The sequence below is a fragment of the Mesorhizobium maamorense genome (assembly GCF_044998965.1).
Taxonomy (GTDB): Bacteria; Pseudomonadota; Alphaproteobacteria; order Rhizobiales; family Rhizobiaceae; genus Mesorhizobium.
Genome location: NZ_CP173356.1, coordinates 1,039,065 through 1,055,183, shown reverse-complemented (window position 1 = coordinate 1,055,183; position 16,119 = coordinate 1,039,065). Strand labels below are relative to the sequence as shown.

The 16,119-nt window shown below is 64.2% G+C and carries 15 protein-coding genes; all 15 read left to right on the top strand.

What is annotated here, in order from left to right; genetic code table 11:
* The first annotated feature begins 179 nt into the window (after positions 1–179).
* The 15 genes from ACIU1A_RS05445 (at position 180) to ACIU1A_RS05375 (ending at position 15,981) form a co-directional block, all read left to right on the top strand.
* Positions 180–461 carry a hypothetical protein gene (locus ACIU1A_RS05445; RefSeq protein WP_140514705.1) on the top strand — a complete coding sequence of 94 codons (282 nt, stop codon included), beginning with the start codon at positions 180–182 and terminating at the stop codon, positions 459–461.
* Between the two features lie 13 nt (positions 462–474).
* Positions 475–852, top strand: coding sequence for a hypothetical protein (locus ACIU1A_RS05440; RefSeq protein WP_140497873.1), 378 nt, complete (start codon positions 475–477; stop codon positions 850–852).
* A 14-nt stretch (positions 853–866) separates the two neighbouring features.
* Positions 867–1,028: a hypothetical protein gene (locus ACIU1A_RS05435; RefSeq protein ID WP_140497871.1), complete on the top strand. Its 162-nt coding sequence runs from the start codon at positions 867–869 to the stop codon at positions 1,026–1,028.
* 14 nt (positions 1,029–1,042) lie between these two features.
* A complete protein-coding gene (locus ACIU1A_RS05430) occupies positions 1,043–2,446 on the top strand; it encodes an APC family permease (protein WP_140514701.1) in 1,404 nt (467 codons plus the stop codon).
* A 43-nt stretch (positions 2,447–2,489) separates the two neighbouring features.
* The gene (locus tag ACIU1A_RS05425; RefSeq protein WP_181165153.1) at positions 2,490–3,179 is read left to right on the top strand and encodes a hypothetical protein; all 690 of its coding nucleotides are present in this window, start codon (positions 2,490–2,492) and stop codon (positions 3,177–3,179) included.
* On the top strand, positions 3,176–3,505 hold the full coding sequence (locus ACIU1A_RS05420; protein ID WP_140497867.1) for a hypothetical protein: 330 nt from the start codon (positions 3,176–3,178) through the stop codon (positions 3,503–3,505). The genes ACIU1A_RS05425 and ACIU1A_RS05420 overlap by 4 nt, the downstream gene beginning before the upstream one ends.
* A gap of 87 nt (positions 3,506–3,592) precedes the next feature.
* Complete coding sequence (locus ACIU1A_RS05415; protein ID WP_140497865.1) at positions 3,593–4,489, top strand: glutamine amidotransferase family protein; 897 nt, start codon at positions 3,593–3,595, stop codon at positions 4,487–4,489.
* Positions 4,490–4,493: 4 nt separating this feature from the next.
* Entirely contained in the window at positions 4,494–5,225 is a 732-nt protein-coding gene (locus tag ACIU1A_RS05410) for a protein GlxC (RefSeq protein ID WP_404926814.1), read from the top strand.
* Between the two features lie 6 nt (positions 5,226–5,231).
* Positions 5,232–6,560 carry an FMN-binding glutamate synthase family protein gene (locus ACIU1A_RS05405; RefSeq protein WP_140514697.1) on the top strand — a complete coding sequence of 443 codons (1,329 nt, stop codon included), beginning with the start codon at positions 5,232–5,234 and terminating at the stop codon, positions 6,558–6,560.
* Positions 6,561–6,622: 62 nt separating this feature from the next.
* Positions 6,623–7,930, top strand: coding sequence for a type III glutamate--ammonia ligase (gene glnT, locus ACIU1A_RS05400; RefSeq protein WP_140497861.1), 1,308 nt, complete (start codon positions 6,623–6,625; stop codon positions 7,928–7,930).
* A 35-nt stretch (positions 7,931–7,965) separates the two neighbouring features.
* Positions 7,966–9,219 carry a sarcosine oxidase subunit beta family protein gene (locus ACIU1A_RS05395; protein WP_404926813.1) on the top strand — a complete coding sequence of 418 codons (1,254 nt, stop codon included), beginning with the start codon at positions 7,966–7,968 and terminating at the stop codon, positions 9,217–9,219.
* A gap of 10 nt (positions 9,220–9,229) precedes the next feature.
* Positions 9,230–9,505, top strand: a complete 276-nt coding sequence (locus ACIU1A_RS05390; protein ID WP_140520863.1) for a sarcosine oxidase subunit delta — start codon at positions 9,230–9,232, stop codon at positions 9,503–9,505.
* A 203-nt stretch (positions 9,506–9,708) separates the two neighbouring features.
* Positions 9,709–12,687, top strand: a complete 2,979-nt coding sequence (locus tag ACIU1A_RS05385) for a sarcosine oxidase subunit alpha (protein WP_404927854.1) — start codon at positions 9,709–9,711, stop codon at positions 12,685–12,687.
* Positions 12,680–13,306 (top strand): sarcosine oxidase subunit gamma, encoded by a 627-nt coding sequence (locus ACIU1A_RS05380; protein WP_404926812.1) that lies wholly within the window; start codon positions 12,680–12,682, stop codon positions 13,304–13,306. Before ACIU1A_RS05385 ends, ACIU1A_RS05380 begins: the two co-directional genes overlap by 8 nt.
* Positions 13,307–13,611: 305 nt before the next feature.
* Positions 13,612–15,981: a DUF1989 domain-containing protein gene (locus ACIU1A_RS05375; RefSeq protein ID WP_404926811.1), complete on the top strand. Its 2,370-nt coding sequence runs from the start codon at positions 13,612–13,614 to the stop codon at positions 15,979–15,981.
* Positions 15,982–16,119: the final 138 nt, after the last annotated feature.

Genomic DNA, 16,119 nt, shown 5'->3' with positions numbered 1-16,119 from the left:
GAAAGCAAATAATTTCATTGTCAGGCAAAATTCGTCATCCGAACAAGCCGGTTAACTCTGCGTAAATTCGCCTTGACAATTTCCGAATTCGGTCTGAATTTATGAAAAAAATTTCACTCTCTTGAAAGAGAACGGCGGACGGTGGATTCGGAACCGGACGTCGAAAAAGGGGAAAACCGATGTCAGACCTGCAGCAGCGCATCGAGGCGCTGTACCGTTCCGACTTGCGCGGATCCGCGCTCCTGATCGTCTGCCTGTGGGCGACGATCCTCTTCGTCCTCTTCATGACATGGCCGCATATCCCGCATGACGGCATCAAGGCCGTCGTCGCGATTGCCGCCGCCGCGGTGCTGATCTTCAACACGGCGGCGATCCTGGCCATGGTCAACCACTACAAGGAGGACAAGGAGTTCATCTACGGGCTCGACATCAAGAACTACGACCGCAACCGCAAATCCTGAGGGGGAGAGAAGCATGTCCCGCTACACGCCGCCGCAACAGAGCAAGGCCGGGCAGGTCTTCGATATCGCCGTCGTCGTGGTCGCCATCTTTGTGGCGCTGTGGCTGCCGCTGAAACTGGGATTGGCGGGAGCAGCCAAGTCCATCGACGCGCTCGACGCCAAGACCTGGGAGGCGCTCGGCCAGAACCCGACCATGGCGTCGATTTGGGAAAGGCTCGGCTATACGCCCGAGACCGCGCACGACATCATCCAGAACCGTTTCCACTACATCATCGACTGGCCGACGCTGGTTGTCATGGCAGCCGTGTTGATCGGTTATTTCGTGTTCCTGTTCCGGGCATCCGACCGTGAATATCGCGACGTCATCAACGAGAAGTTCGACGAGAAATAATCCGGGGACAGACCATGTGGATAGTACTCTCTTACGCATGCTGGGGCATCTCGATCGTGCTTGCGCTGTGGATGCTCTACGATTGGTTCAAGGTCGATACGACCTACTCCGAGGATGTGCTGACGTCCTCGCGCGAAGGCGAACTTGAAGCCGCTTCCGAAAAACACCGGATCTGAGTGGGGATTGATCGATGACGGTCGTGGTTGAAACTGCGGGTTCGGCAACAAATGGCGACAGGGTCTCGCTGCTTCGGGTGCTTGGCCCGGCCCATGTCTGGGCGTTGGGTGTGGGCATCGTCCTGGTCGGCGAGTTCACCGGCTGGAATTTCTCCGCCGACAAGGGCGGCGCGCTTGCCGCGCTGATTGTCTGCTGGGTCGTCGGGCTGCTCTATACCTCGGTCGCCATGATCGATTCCGAAGTGACGTCGACGGTCGCCGCCGCGGGCGGCCAATATGCGCAGGCCAAGCACATCGTCGGGCCGCTGATGGCCTTCAACGTCGCGCTGTTCCTGGTCTTTGCCTACACGATGCTCGAAGTGTCGGACGCCATCCTGCTCGGCGACACGATCGTCGCCAAGGCGGGCGTCGAGGGTCTCACCCACAACTCCTTCATCGCCGCCACCATCGTCGTCCTGGCATGGCTCAACTATCGCGGCGTGCTGATGACTCTCAACGTCAACTTCGTCATCACCGCGATCGCCTATATCTCCATCGTCATCCTGTTCTTCTCGGTCAGCCCGTGGACGCAAGGCGCGGTGCTGAAGCTCAACGAGTTGGTCACCCCGGACAATGCTCTGCCCTATGGCTGGATCGGCGTCATCGCCGCTTTCCAGTTCGGCATCTGGTACTATCTCGGCATCGAGGGCACCACGCAGGCGGCCGAGGAAGTGCGCTCGCCCGCGCGCTCGCTGCCTTATGGCACGATGGCCGGCATGATCACGCTTCTGATCGCCGCCGCCATGACCTGGTATGTCTGCGCCTCGCTGATGCCCTGGGAATATCTCGGCATCACTTATTATCCGCTGTGGGACGCCGGCAAGCTGACCGGCAACCCGCTGCTGGAAAACCTCCTGTTCATCGCCACGCTGCTTGCCGCACTGGCGTCCGCCAATGGCTGCATCAACGACGCGGCGCGCGCCTGGTTCTCGCTCGGCCGCGATCGCTACCTGCCGAGCTGGTTCTCGGCGGTGCACCCGAGATACCGCACGCCCTACCGCTCGATCCTGTTCCTGCTGCCGATCGCGCTCGCCTTCGCCTTTATCGCCGACCTCAACCAGGCGATCACCTTCTCGATCCTGTCCGGCGTGCTGCAATATACGTTCATGAGCATCAACATCATGATGTTCCGGAAGAAGTGGCCTCTGGGTTCGATCCGCCGCGGCTACACGCATCCCTTTCACCCGCTGCCGGCGATCGTCTTGTTCTGCCTGTGCGTGGTCACCTTCTTCGCCATCTTCCTCGGCTTCGGCTCGCAGCTCATCGCCATGGTCGCGTTCTATTTCCTGATCTCGCTGTGGTTCCATTTCTACCGCTACAAATTCGTGCGGCGCGGCGACCAGTTCACCATGCCGTGGCCGAAACCGCAGGGCTATTGATGGGAGTAGGCCCGTCCGAATTGGGCGGGCCTGGCATGACGAAATGTCCGAGGTGACGTCAGCACTGCTTGCCGGGGCGGCTGTCCTGGCTCTCGTCCTGCACTTTGCCTGGCTGGCACGCCGCAGCCGCGACAGGGCTGCCGTGGCGCGCGCCGCCGACCAGGCCAGCATCCGCGCCGTCATTGCCGACGCCGAAGATGTCTCGGACGGTACTGCCGGCGTCGTTACGTGGGAAGGCTCGTGGAACGGCCAGCGCGTGCAGTTGCGCACCATCGTCGACACGCTGGCGACGAGAAAGCTGCCGGCGCGCTGGCTCAGCGTATCGATAACGGAGAAAACAGCCGTGCCCGGCACCTTCGACATGATGATGCGGCCGGGCTCGCCGACGACATTCTCCAATTTCGACCATCTCGACCACACGCTGCCGAAGGCGCCCGGCTTTCCCGCCGAGGCGGTGCTTCGAACGGACCGCAGAGGCGTGCGCTTCCCGCAAAACATCATCGCCGACCACCTGGAGCCCTTTTCAGAAGGACGCGCCAAGGAGCTACTGATCACGCCAAAGGGTGTGCGTATCGTCTGGCTGCTGGCCGAAGCCGAGCGGGCCCGCTACGGTGTCTTCCGGCAAGCCGCTTTCGGTGACGCGCAAATCGACCCGGCGCTGATCTCGCGGCTGCTCGTATCCCTTTCGGGACTGCGCGACGCGATCAACAGGAACGAACGGAAAGCGGCATGACCGGCGCAACCCCCTCGCCCGGACCTACCAGCCCATATATCGTCTTGGGCGCGGCAACCCTGCTGCCGGGCAGCGGCCACGTCATGCTGGGCGTTCCCACGCGCGGCCTGCAGTTTCTTTTCTTCATGGTCATCCTGGCCTGGGTGACGGCGAAGATCGCCCCGCCCGACGCCAGCTTTGTCGGCCGCCACGCCGGCGGCTTCCTGATCTATGCGCTGTCGATCCTTGACGCCTACAAGATGGCTCGTATCCGGACCGCCAAATGGGCCCATTCCATGCGCCGGCAAGGCGATGGGCCGCCGGATGGGACAAAACACAACGCGTAACGAGAGGAATATTTTTTTCATACCAATTGAATTCCCCGAACTCATTCGATACATCATTTTTTGGCTACAAACGGTCTGGAGGCTGGCATGTGCGGAATCGTTGGACTTTTCCTGAAGGACAAGGCGCTGGAGCCGCAGCTCGGTGCGATGTTGTCGCAGATGCTGGTATCGCTCAGCGATCGCGGACCCGACAGCGCCGGCATCGCGATCTATGGTGCGCCGTCCCGCAACGAGGCCAAGATCACCATCCAGTCGCCGAGGCCGGAGCGTGATTTCCGTGGACTGGACGCCGAACTCACCAAGGCGCTCGGCGTGCCGGTGAGCGTCATGGTAAAATCGACGCATGCCGTCATCAGGACCACGCCCGAAAAGGTCGATGCCGCGCGTGAGACCATCCAGTCGCTCAGGCCCGACATCCGCATCATGGGTGCCGGCGAAGCCGTGGAAATATACAAGGAAGTCGGCTTGCCCGAGGCTGTGGTCGACCGCTTCGACATCCGTGGGATGACCGGAACGCATGGCATCGGGCACACCCGCATGGCGACGGAATCGGCGGTGACGACGATGGGCGCGCATCCATTCTCGACCGGCGCCGACCAGTGCCTGGTGCACAATGGCTCGCTGTCCAACCACAACAACGTTCGCCGCGAACTGGTCCGCGAAGGCATGAAATTCGAGACCGAGAACGACACCGAAGTGGCGGCCGCCTATCTCTCCTCCCAGATGGCGCATGGCAAGAACCTCGGCGAGGCGCTGGAGGGCACCCTCTCAGATCTCGACGGTTTCTTCACCTTCGTCGTCGGCACCAAGAACGGCTTCGGCGTGGTGCGCGACCCGATCGCCTGCAAGCCCGCCGTGATGGCCGAGACGGACCAGTATGTCGCCTTCGGCTCGGAATATCGCGCGCTGACCAAACTGCCCGGCATAGACAATGCGAGAGTCTGGGAACCGGAACCCGCAACCGTCTATTTCTGGGAGCATTGAGTTCATGCCGGCAACAAAACTTTCAACCGCGGCGGCGAGCGACCATGCCTCCCGGGTGTTCGACCTGGACCAGATGTCGCTGCGCGAGCTCAACCAGGCACTGCACAATCTGACGCCAGGCTCGAACGAGACCGCCTGGGAAGTGTTGAACCCGAAGGGCAGCCATTCGGTCGCCGTCGGCGTCGACCAGCCGGTCAGCATCGATGTGCGCGGCAGCGTCGGCTATTACTGTGGCGGCATGAATTCCGGCAGTGCCATCACCGTGCATGGTTCGGCGGGACCCGGCGTTGGCGAAAACATGATGTCGGGGTCGATAACAGTCAAAGGCGACGCCAGCCAATATGCCGGCGCCGCCGGCAAGGGCGGGCTGCTCGTCATCGAGGGCAATGCGTCCTCGCGGTGCGGCATTTCGATGAAAGGCATCGACATCGTCGTGCACGGCAATATCGGCCATATGTCGGCCTTCATGGCGCAGTCCGGCAATCTGGTGGTGCTGGGCGATGCCGGCGACGCGCTCGGCGATTCCATCTACGAGGCACGGCTATTCGTGCGCGGCAAGGTCGACAGTTTGGGCGCCGACTGCATCGCCAAGGAAATGCGGCCCGAACACCTCGAACTCCTGCAAGGCCTGCTCGATCGCGCCGGCGTCACCGGCGTCAAGCCGTCGGAGTTCAAGCGCTACGGCTCGGCGCGCACGCTCTACAATTTCAATATCGACAACGCCGACGCGTATTGAGGCAGCATGACCTATCGCAACCCGCCGACGACGCCGCGCAAATCCGCGACTTTCGACGACTACACGCTTTCCGAGATCCGCCGCGCCGCGGCCACCGGCATCTATGACATCCGGGGCGCCGGCGCCAAGCGCAAGCTGCCGCATTTCGACGACCTTCTGTTCCTGGGCGCATCGATCTCGCGCTATCCGCTCGAAGGCTATCGCGAGCGCTGCGACACATCAGTCGTGTTGGGCTCACGCCATGCCAAGAAGCCGATCGAGCTGAAAATCCCGATCACCGTTGCTGGCATGAGCTTCGGCTCGCTGTCGGGCCCGGCCAAGGAAGCGCTCGGGCGCGGCGCGACGCTGTCGGGCACCTCGACCACGACCGGCGACGGCGGCATGACCGAGGAAGAGCGCGGCCATTCCAAGCAACTCGTCTACCAATATCTCCCCTCGCGCTATGGCATGAATCTGCGCGACCTGCGGCGCGCCGATGCCATCGAGGTCGTCGTCGGCCAGGGCGCCAAGCCCGGCGGCGGCGGCATGCTGCTCGGACAGAAGATCTCCGATCGCGTCGCCGAGATGCGCACGCTGCCCAAGGGCATCGACCAGCGCTCGGCCTCGCGCCATCCCGACTGGACCGGGCCGGACGATCTCGAGATCAAGATTCTCGAACTGCGCGAAATCACCGACTGGGAGAAGCCGATTTACGTCAAGGTCGGCGGCGCCCGCCCCTACTACGACACAGCGCTTGCGGTGAAGGCCGGCGCCGACGTCGTCGTCGTCGACGGCATGCAGGGCGGCACGGCGGCGACGCAGGAAGTGTTCATCGAGAATGTCGGCCAGCCGACGCTCGCCTGCATCAGGCCGGCGGTGCAGGCGCTGCAGGATCTCGGCATGCATCGCAAGGTGCAGCTGATCGTCTCGGGCGGCATCCGCAACGGCGCCGATGTCGCCAAGGCGCTGGCGCTCGGCGTCGACGCGGTCTCCATCGGCACGGCTGCCCTTGTCGCGCTCGGCGACAACGATCCCCGCTGGGAGGCGGAGTACAACGAGCTCGGCACCACATCAGGCGCCTATGATGACTGGCACGAAGGCCGCGACCCGGCCGGCATCACCACGCAGGATCCCGAACTGATGAAGCGGGTCGATCCGGTGGCCGCCGGCCGCCGGCTGGCGAACTATCTCAAGGTGATGACGCTGGAGGCGCAGACCATCGCCCGCGCTTGCGGCAAGAACAGCCTGCACAATCTCGAACCCGAGGATCTCGTCGCACTCACGATCGAGGCCGCCGCGATGGCCGGCGTGCCGCTGGCCGGCACCAACTGGATACCGGGGAAGAACGGCTTCTGATCAACAAAGGGCCGAAGGCCATATGCTCTAGGGCCAACAATCGACAAAAATGGGGAACTTCCGTGACAGTTGATCTTGCAGAGTTCGCAAGGGCGAAAAACGTCAAATATTTCATGATCTCCTACACCGACCTGTTCAGCGGGCAACGCGCCAAGCTGGTGCCGGCGCAGGCGATATCAGATATGCAGAAGGATGGCGCCGGCTTCGCCGGTTTCGCTACCTCGCTCGACCTCACGCCGGCACATCCCGACATGCTGGCGGTGCCGGATCCGAATTCGGTTATCCAGCTGCCCTGGAAGCCTGACGTCGCCTGGGTCGCCGCCAACTGCATCATGGACGACAAGGAGGTCGACCAGGCACCGCGCAACACGCTTAAGCGACTGATCGCGGAAGCCGCTAACGACGGCATGCATGTCAAGACCGGCGTCGAGGCGGAATTCTTCCTGATCTCGCCCGACGGCAAAACGATCTCCGACGAATATGATACGGCGGCGAAACCATGCTACGACCAGCAAGCGTTGATGCGCCGCTACGACGTCATCGCCGAGATCTGCGACCACATGCTGGCGCTCGGCTGGGGCGCCTACCAGAACGACCACGAGGATGCCAACGGCCAGTTCGAGATGAACTGGGCCTTCGACGATGCGCTGGCGACCGCCGATAAGCATTCTTTCTTCAAGTTCATGGTCAAGTCGATCGCAGAGAAACACGGCCTGCGCGCCACCTTCATGCCCAAGCCCTTCCAGGGACTGACCGGCAATGGCTGCCATGCGCACATCTCGGTGTGGGACAAAACAGGCAAGACCAATGTCTTTGCCGACAATTCGATGGAGCTCGGCCTGTCGGCCAAGGGCAAGAACTTTCTTGGCGGCATCATGAAACATGCCTCGGCTCTCGCCGCCATCACCAACCCGACCGTCAACTCCTACAAGCGCATCAACGCCCCGCGCACCATTTCAGGCGCCACCTGGGCGCCAAACACGGTGACCTGGACCGGCAACAACCGCACCCACATGGTGCGCGTGCCCGGCCCCGGCCGTTTCGAGCTGCGGCTGCCTGATGGCGCGGCCAACCCTTATCTGCTGCAAGCCGTCATCATCGCCGCCGGCCTCGACGGCATCCGCTCCAAGGCCGACCCCGGCAGGCGCTACGACATCGATATGTACCAGCACGGTCACACGGTGGAGGGCGCGCCGAAATTGCCGCTCAACCTGCTCGACGCGTTGCGCGAATTCGACAATGACAAATCGCTCAAGACGGCGCTGGGTGAGGAATTCTCGTCGGCTTATCTAAAGCTGAAGCACCAGGAATGGAATTCCTATGCTTCGCACTTCACGCAATGGGAGCGCGACCACACGCTGGACATCTGACCGGCGCAGCGTGCGAGCGACCTCGGAATGAACGTATGAAATATTCGATCTTCTCGCTCGCCCGCGCCGCCTTCTCCGGCCACAAGAACTGGCAGCGCACCTGGCGCGACGCCAGCCCGAAGGACCGCTACGACGTGGTGATCATCGGCGGCGGCGGCCATGGCCTGGCCACCGCCTGGTTCCTCGCCAGCGAGTACGGCATCAGGAATGTCGCCGTACTTGAAAAGGGCTGGATCGGCTCCGGCAATGCCGGCCGTAACACCACCATCATCCGTTCCAATTACGGCCTGCCCGGAAACACCGGCTTCTACGAATTATCGATGAAGCTGTGGGAGCGGATGGAGCAGGACCTCAACTACAACACGATGGTCAGCCAGCGCGGCGTCATAAACCTCTATCACTCCGACGCGCAGCGCGACGCCTATGCGCGGCGCGGCAACACGATGCGCATCAACGGCATCGATGCCGAATTGCTCGACCTTGCCGCGGTCAAGAAGATGATGCCGTTCCTGAATTTCGACAATGCGCGCTTTCCCGTGCAAGGCGGGCTCTTGCAGCGGCGCGGCGGCACGGCGCGGCACGACGCGGTGGTCTGGGGCTACGCCCATGCGGCGAGCGCGCTCGGCGTCGACATCATCCAGAATTGCGAAGTGACGGGCTTCGTGCGCGACGCCAACGGCAAGGTGACCGGCGCCGAGACCTCGCGCGGCAAGATCGGCGCTGGGAAAGTCGGCATGGCCGTCGCGGGCTCCTCCTCGCGTGTCGCCGCGATGGCGGGCCTGCGCCTGCCGATCGAAAGCCATGTGCTGCAGGCTTTCGTCTCCGAGGCGATCAAGCCGCTCATCCCCAATGTGATGACGTTCGGCGCCGGCCATTTCTACGTCAGCCAGTCGGACAAGGGCGGCCTGGTCTTCGGCGGCGACATAGACGGCTACAATTCCTACGCCCAGCGCGGCAATTTGCCTGTGATGGAAGACGTCTGCGAAGGCGGCATGGCGCTGATGCCGATGATCGGCCGCGTGCGCCTGCTGCGCCAGTGGGGCGGCATCATGGACATGTCGATGGACGGCTCGCCGATCATCGACAAGACGCCGGTCGACGGGCTCTACCTCAATGCCGGCTGGTGCTATGGCGGCTTCAAGGCGACGCCGGGCTCAGGCCTCGTCTTTGCCCACCTGCTGGCCCGCGACCAGTCCCACAAGGAGGCCGCCCGCTTTCGCCTCGACCGGTTCCGGTCTGGTGCGATGATAGACGAAAAGGGCCAGGGCGCCCAACCGAACCTGCACTGAAGGCCCTGCCATGCGCATCACCTGTCCCTTCTGCGGCGAACGCGACCTCGGCGAGTTCACCTATCTCGGCGACGCCAAGCCGATGCGTCCGGAGGCTGGCGCTTCGGAGGACGACGTCTTCGACTACGTTTACCTGCGCGACAATGTCGCCGGCGTGATGGACGAGAATTGGTATCACGGCGGCGGCTGCCGAGCGTGGCTGAAGGTCACCCGCAACACGCTGACGCACGAAATTTCGGCCGTGGAGCCGGCGGCGGGCGCCGGGGCGAGGCAGGTTGCGAAATGAATTTTTCTGTCCAGCTCAGCGCCGCGGTGAAGGCCGGTACGTCTTTACCTCCCCCTTGTAGGGAGGTCGGACCGCAGGTCCGGGTGGGGTCGGCGCCGCCCCCCACCCCGCTGCTTCGCAGCGACCCTCCCCACCAGGGGGAGGGTAAGAAGCGGCAGGGCGATGAGGGGCAGCGCGACGCCAGTGCATGGGGCTGCATCGTGATTTCCTCCCAGTCCAATCGTCTCTCCACTGGCGGCCTCCTCGATCGTTCGTCACCGCTGAGCTTCCGCTTCGATGGCAAGACGTTCTTCGGCTTCGAGGGCGACACGCTGGCGTCGGCGCTGATCGCCAACGGCGTCAAGCTGGTCGGCCGCTCGTTCAAATACCACCGTCCGCGCGGCATTCTGACCGCCGGCTCGGAAGAGCCCAACGCGCTGGTCGAACTGCGCACCGGCGCACGCCGCGAGCCGAACACCAAGGCCACGACCGCCGAGCTCTATGAAGGGCTCGAGGCCGCCAGCCAGAACCGCTGGCCGTCGCTCCATTTCGACGTGATGTCGGTCAACCAGATCTTCGCGCCGATCTTCGTCGCCGGCTTCTACTACAAGACCTTCATGTGGCCGGCGAAATTCTGGGAGGCGATCTACGAGCCGGCGATCCGCCGCGCCGCAGGCCTCGGCCGCGCCGCCGGCGTTGCCGATCCCGACCATTATGACAAGGCCTGGGCGCATTGCGACGTGCTGATCGCCGGCTCCGGCCCGACCGGGCTTGCGGCGGCCCTTGCCGCCGGCCGCTCCGGCGCCCGCGTCATTCTGTGCGAAGAGGATTTTATTCCCGGCGGCCGCCTGCTCTCGGATGGCGGCACGATCGACGGGCTGCCGGCAGCCGAGTGGCTGTCGCGAACCCTGGCGGAACTCGAGGCAATGCCCGATGTCCGCATCATGACCCGCACGACGCTGTTCGGCGTCTACGATGGCGGCACCTATGGCGCGATCGAGCGGGTCAACGACCATCTGCCCTCGCCGCCCGAGCACCAGGTGCGCCAGCGCATGTGGCGCATCGTGGCCAGGCGTTGCGTCGTCGCGGCCGGCGCCCTCGAGCGGCCGGTCGTCTTTGCCGGCAACGATACGCCCGGCGTGATGATGGCTTCGGCCATGCGGACCTATGTCGCGCGCTATGCCGCCGCGCCGGCAAAACGCATCGCGCTGTTCACCAACAATGAGGATGGCTGGCGCACGGTCGAGACAGTACTCGGCGCAGGCTTGCAGATTGCGGCGGTCATCGACGCACGGCCTGACGTCTCGCCCGCCCATCGTTCGCTCGCCTCGAAGAGCGGCTTCCCGGTGCTGCATGGCGCCGTCAGCCGTGCGGACGGCGGCAAGGACGGTGTGAGGAAAATCTCCGTCTCTCTCACCGGCGGCGTGCGAGCCGAAGTGGAAGCGGACGGGCTTGCCGTCTCCGGCGGCTGGAACCCGGCGGTCGGGCTCACCTCCTATCATCGCGGCCGGCCGAAATGGCGCGACGACATCGCCGCCTTCGTGCCCGACGGCGCGCCTCCCGGCATGGTCGCCGCCGGTGCAGCCAATGGCTCGTTCGGTCTCGGCGCCTGCTTGGCGGGAGGGTTTGCAGCAGGCGCGGCAGCCGCGCTCGACGCCGGGCGCTGCGGCAAGGCCGGCACAGCACCGACTGCCGATGACGAGGCGTTCTCGTTGACGCCGCTCTGGCATGTCGCCGGCAAGGGCAAGGCGTTCGTCGACCAGCAGCACGATGTCACAGCTTCCGACATCGAACTGGCGCAGCGCGAGGGCTTCGAGTCGGTCGAGCATCTGAAGCGCTACACGACGCTCGGCATGGCGACCGACCAGGGCAAGACCTCCAACGTCGCCGGCCTTGCCATCATGGCCGCGGTGTCGGGCAAGTCCATTCCCGAAACCGGCACGACGATCTACCGCCCGCCCTATGTGCCGGTCGCGATCGGCGCCTTTGCCGGCCATCACCGCGACGAGACTTTCCACGCCACAAGGCTGACGCCCTCGCATCACTGGGCCGCCGAACAGGGTGCCGTCTTCGTCGACACCGGCCTGTGGAAGCGCGCGCAATGGTATCCGCGCACGGGCGAGAAGGACTGGCTGGAATCCGTCACACGCGAGGTCAAGACGGTGCGTTCCGGCGTCGGCTTCTGCGATGTCTCGACGCTCGGCAAGATCGACGTGCACGGCCCCGATGCCGGCGCCTTCCTCGACCGCGTCTACATCAACACCTTCTCCAGCCTCGCCGTCGGCAAGGCGCGCTACGGGCTGATGCTGCGCGAAGACGGGTTCGTCTACGACGACGGCACGACCTCGCGGCTGGCCGAGGATCATTATTTCCTCACCACCACCACCGCCAAGGCCGGGCTGGTGATGCAGCATCTCGAATTCTGCCGGCAGGTGCTGTTTCCCGAATTGGACGTGCAACTGACCTCGGTCTCCGACCAGTGGGCGCAATTCTCGATCGCCGGGCCGAAGACGCGTGATCTGCTGAAGGAGATCGTCGACCCGACAGAGGATCTGTCGAACGAGGGCTTCCCCTTCATGGGTGCACGCGAAATCGCGCTGCGCGGCGGCATCAAGGCACGGCTGTTCCGCATCTCTTTCTCCGGCGAAATGGCGTTCGAAATTTCGGTGCCGGCGCGCTATGGCGAGGCGCTCGTGCGCAATCTGATGCTGGCCGGCAAGCCGTTCGGCGTGACGCCATACGGCACCGAGGCTCTTGGCGTCATGCGCATCGAAAAGGGCCATGTCGCCGGACCGGAACTGAACGGCACGACCACGGCCGCCGACCTCGGCCTGGGCAAGATGATGTCGACCAAGAAGGATTTTGTGGGCCGCATCATGGCCGGGCGCGAGGCGCTGGTCGCGCCGGACCGGCAGGTCGTCGTCGGCATCAAGCCGACCGACAAGGCGCGGCGGCTGCGCTCCGGCGCGCACATCGTTCCGAAGGGCCAGACGCCCGGACCTGATAACGACCAGGGCTATGTCACCTCAGTCTGCTTCTCGCCGACATCGGATCAATGGATCGGGCTTGCTCTCGTGGAACGTGGTCGCGAGCGTATCGGCGAGACCGTGCGCGCGCACGATCCGCTGCGCGCAGAGGAGTATGATGTCGAACTGTGCAATCCCGTCTTCTACGACCCGGATGGAGGGCGCCAGCGTGGCTGAATTTACCTGGGATGCGCGCAGCCCTCTCGACCGCACGCTGGTCGTCGGTCCGCATGGCGCGCAGGGCGATACCGGCGTTTCGCTGACCGAGATCCGCAATTTCGACCTCGTGCAAGTGATGGCACGCCGCGGCAAGGCGGGTGACCTGGCCAGGGCTGCGACGGCGTGTTTCGGCATTGCCGGTCCGGATGCGCCCAAGGCGGTGCGGATTGCGGACGCCACGCTGATCTGGTCCGGGCCGGATCAGTTTTTCGTGCTGTCGAAGAGTGGCAAGCACGGGATGAAGGCGCTTGCTCCTCTGCTTGCCGGATCGGCTTCGCTGTCTGACCAGTCGCATGCGCGGGCGCTGATCAGCATCTCCGGTGACAAGGCGCGGGCGATGTTGGCCAAGCTGTCATCGCTCGATCTGCATGCCGGTGTGTTCGCGGTCGGCTCTGCCGCCGCGACCTCGATGGATCACACCAGCGTCACGCTCTGGTGTGGGAATGATCGGGCGGACGGACAGGCGGTGTTCAACGTTCTGGTCTTCGCGACCTTTGCCGAGAGCCTGTGGCACACGATGCTCGATGCGGCGGCGGAATATGGTTTGAATATCAGCCATTCCGAGGAAGTGACGTAGCCTTGCGCACGCCCTTCCCTTCTCCCTTGTGGGAGAAGGTGGCCTCGCGGAGCGAGGTCGGATGAGGGTGCTCCAGCTTGGCAATGACGGCACGCCGTCACCCACCCCCTCAACCGTCTCGGCGCTGGGCACTGATCCACCGCCCTGGGGCGAGCCACGGATCTCGTCCCGTCCTTCAGACCCCACAAGGGGAGAAGGAAGAACCTGCCCCACCACCGCCTTGCCAAACCCACCCGCACTGCTATTCTTGCTGCTAAAATAATTTCACACACAGGCAAACTTGTTTCTCGAACCGCAAGGCTGAGATGAGCCAGTCGCCCTACCCTGCCGTCGCATCCGGACCACCCCGGCCGAGCCTGATCCTGCGGCCCGGCCAGATCGCGCTGCCGCCGGGCATGGAGCGCTATACGGTCCAGGGCGATGGTGCGGTGTTGATCGAGGTCGAGGCCGGCGACACCATCACGGTGCGCAATGTCGAGGGCGGCCAGGCTTGCGAACTGCTGGCATGGGATGGCACCGGTGCGACCGATCCCTCCATCCTCGGGGAAAACTCCAACAGCAATGCCGCCGGCATCAAGGCGCTGCTTGCCGAGGGCGATGACAGCCTCGCGTCCCTGCGGCGCGGGCTCGCACGCCGGCAGGTGCGGCTCGACCAGGCCAAGGCGGTGCGCGTGTTCGGCGGCGCCACGCCGGCCGGCACCGAACAAGCTTTCACCGTCGTGCGCGACGGCTCGGTGGTGATTGCCGCGCCCGGCGGGCCGATGCTGGTCGACGGCCATGATACGGCGACGCCGCTTACCGTGATCGTGCGGCGTGCCACCATCCGTCCGGCGGCGAAGTCGCTATTGGCTGACCCGCTCGCCGATCCGGTGCTCGATTTGCGCGTCCATTCGGCGACGGCGGAATCCTACTTCGTCAAAGCCGGCGACTATCTGCAGATCATCGACGTCGACGGGCGCCAATGCACCGACTTCCAGTGCTTTTCGGCGCGCAAGCTGGACAAGGGGCTCGACCATCCGCTCGATGTGACGACGACACGCACGCTGATGGGCGCGAGCTATCCGATGCCGGGGCTGCACTCGAAGTATTACGACCAGGACATGGAGCCGCTGGTCGAAGTGGTGCAGGACACATGCGGCCGGCACGACGCCTTCGCGCTCGCATGCGCCGCCAAATATTACGATGACATCGGCTATCCCGGCCATGCCAACTGCTCGGAGAACTTCAACCGCGCGCTGTCGGACAAGGGCGTCACACCACGCGCCGGCTGGATGGCTATCAACTTCTTCTTCAACACGGCGATCGACGCGCATGGCATCATGGTCTCCGACGAGCCATGGTCGCGGCCCGGCGACTATGTGCTGCTGCGGGCCCTGACCGACATCGTCTGCGTGTCCTCCGCCTGCCCCGACGATACGACGCCGGCCAATGGCTGGGACCTGACCGACATCCATGTGCGCACCTATTCCGGCCAGCACAAATTCTCGCGTGCGATCGCCAGACGCATGACGCCCGATTCGGAACCGAAAATGACCCGCGAGACCTCCTTTCATTCGAGCTTTGCCAAGCACACCCGCGACTTCGTCGAGTACAGGGGCTATTGGCTGGCCAACTCCTTCGCCAGGGAAGGCGCGATCGCCGAATACTGGGCCTGTCGGCAGGACGCCGTGATCATGGACCTGTCGCCGCTGCGCAAATTCGAGGTCACCGGCCCGGATTCCGAAGCGCTGCTGCAGTACACGCTGACCCGCGACGTCAAGAAGCTCGGCGTCGGCCAGGTCGTCTATTCCGCCATGTGCTACGAGCATGGCGGCATGATCGACGACGGCACGCTGCTCAGGCTCGGCAAGGACAATTTCCGCTGGGTCGGCGGCGACGATCTGTCCGGCGAGTGGCTGCGCGAGACAGCCACAAAGCTCGGCCTCAACGTGCTGGTGCGCTCGTCCACCGACCAGATGCACAATATCGCCGTGCAGGGGCCGAAGAGCCGCGACATCCTGAGGAAGGTGATCTGGACCTCGCCGCTGCAGCCGTCGATCGAGGAACTGGAATGGTTCCGCTTCGCCGTCGCGCGCATCGGCGGCGGCAATGGCGTTCCGGTCGTCGTCTCACGCACCGGCTATACCGGCGAGCTCGGCTACGAGATCTGGTGTCATCCGCGCGACGCCGAAAAGGTCTTCGACGCGATCTGGGCCGCCGGCCAGCCGCATGGGCTGAAGCCGATGGGCCTGCAGGCGCTCGACATGGTGCGCATCGAGGCCGGGTTGATCTTCGCCGGTTACGAGTTCTCCGACCAGACCGACCCGTTCGAGGCCGGCATCGGCTTCACCGTGCCGCTGAAGTCCAAGACCGACGACTTCATCGGCCGCGAGGCGCTGATCCGGCGCAAGGAGAACCCGCAGAACAAACTGGTCGGGCTCGACATCGATGCCAACGTCGCGGTCGGCCATGGCGATTGCGTGCATGTCGGCCGCGCCCAGATCGGCGTCGTCACGTCGGGCATGCGCTCGCCGGTGCTGAACAAGACCATCGCGCTGGCGCGGCTCGATGTCACCCACGCCGCCATCGGCGCGCGAGTTGAAATCGGCAAGCTCGACGGCCACGCCAAGCGGCTGCCGGCGCGAGTCGTGGCCTTCGCCCATTACGATCCGCAGAAGACCAGGCCGCGTTCCTGACCGCGGCCTTCCGGGCATACGGGATTGCCCGTCGGCGGCGCCGCGGGGCACATTTGTGCGCCCGCCCGCAAGCGTGATGTGCACGGCGCGACAAAACGCTTGACGTGAAAGCGCGCCGGATCAATCTTCACTCCTAAG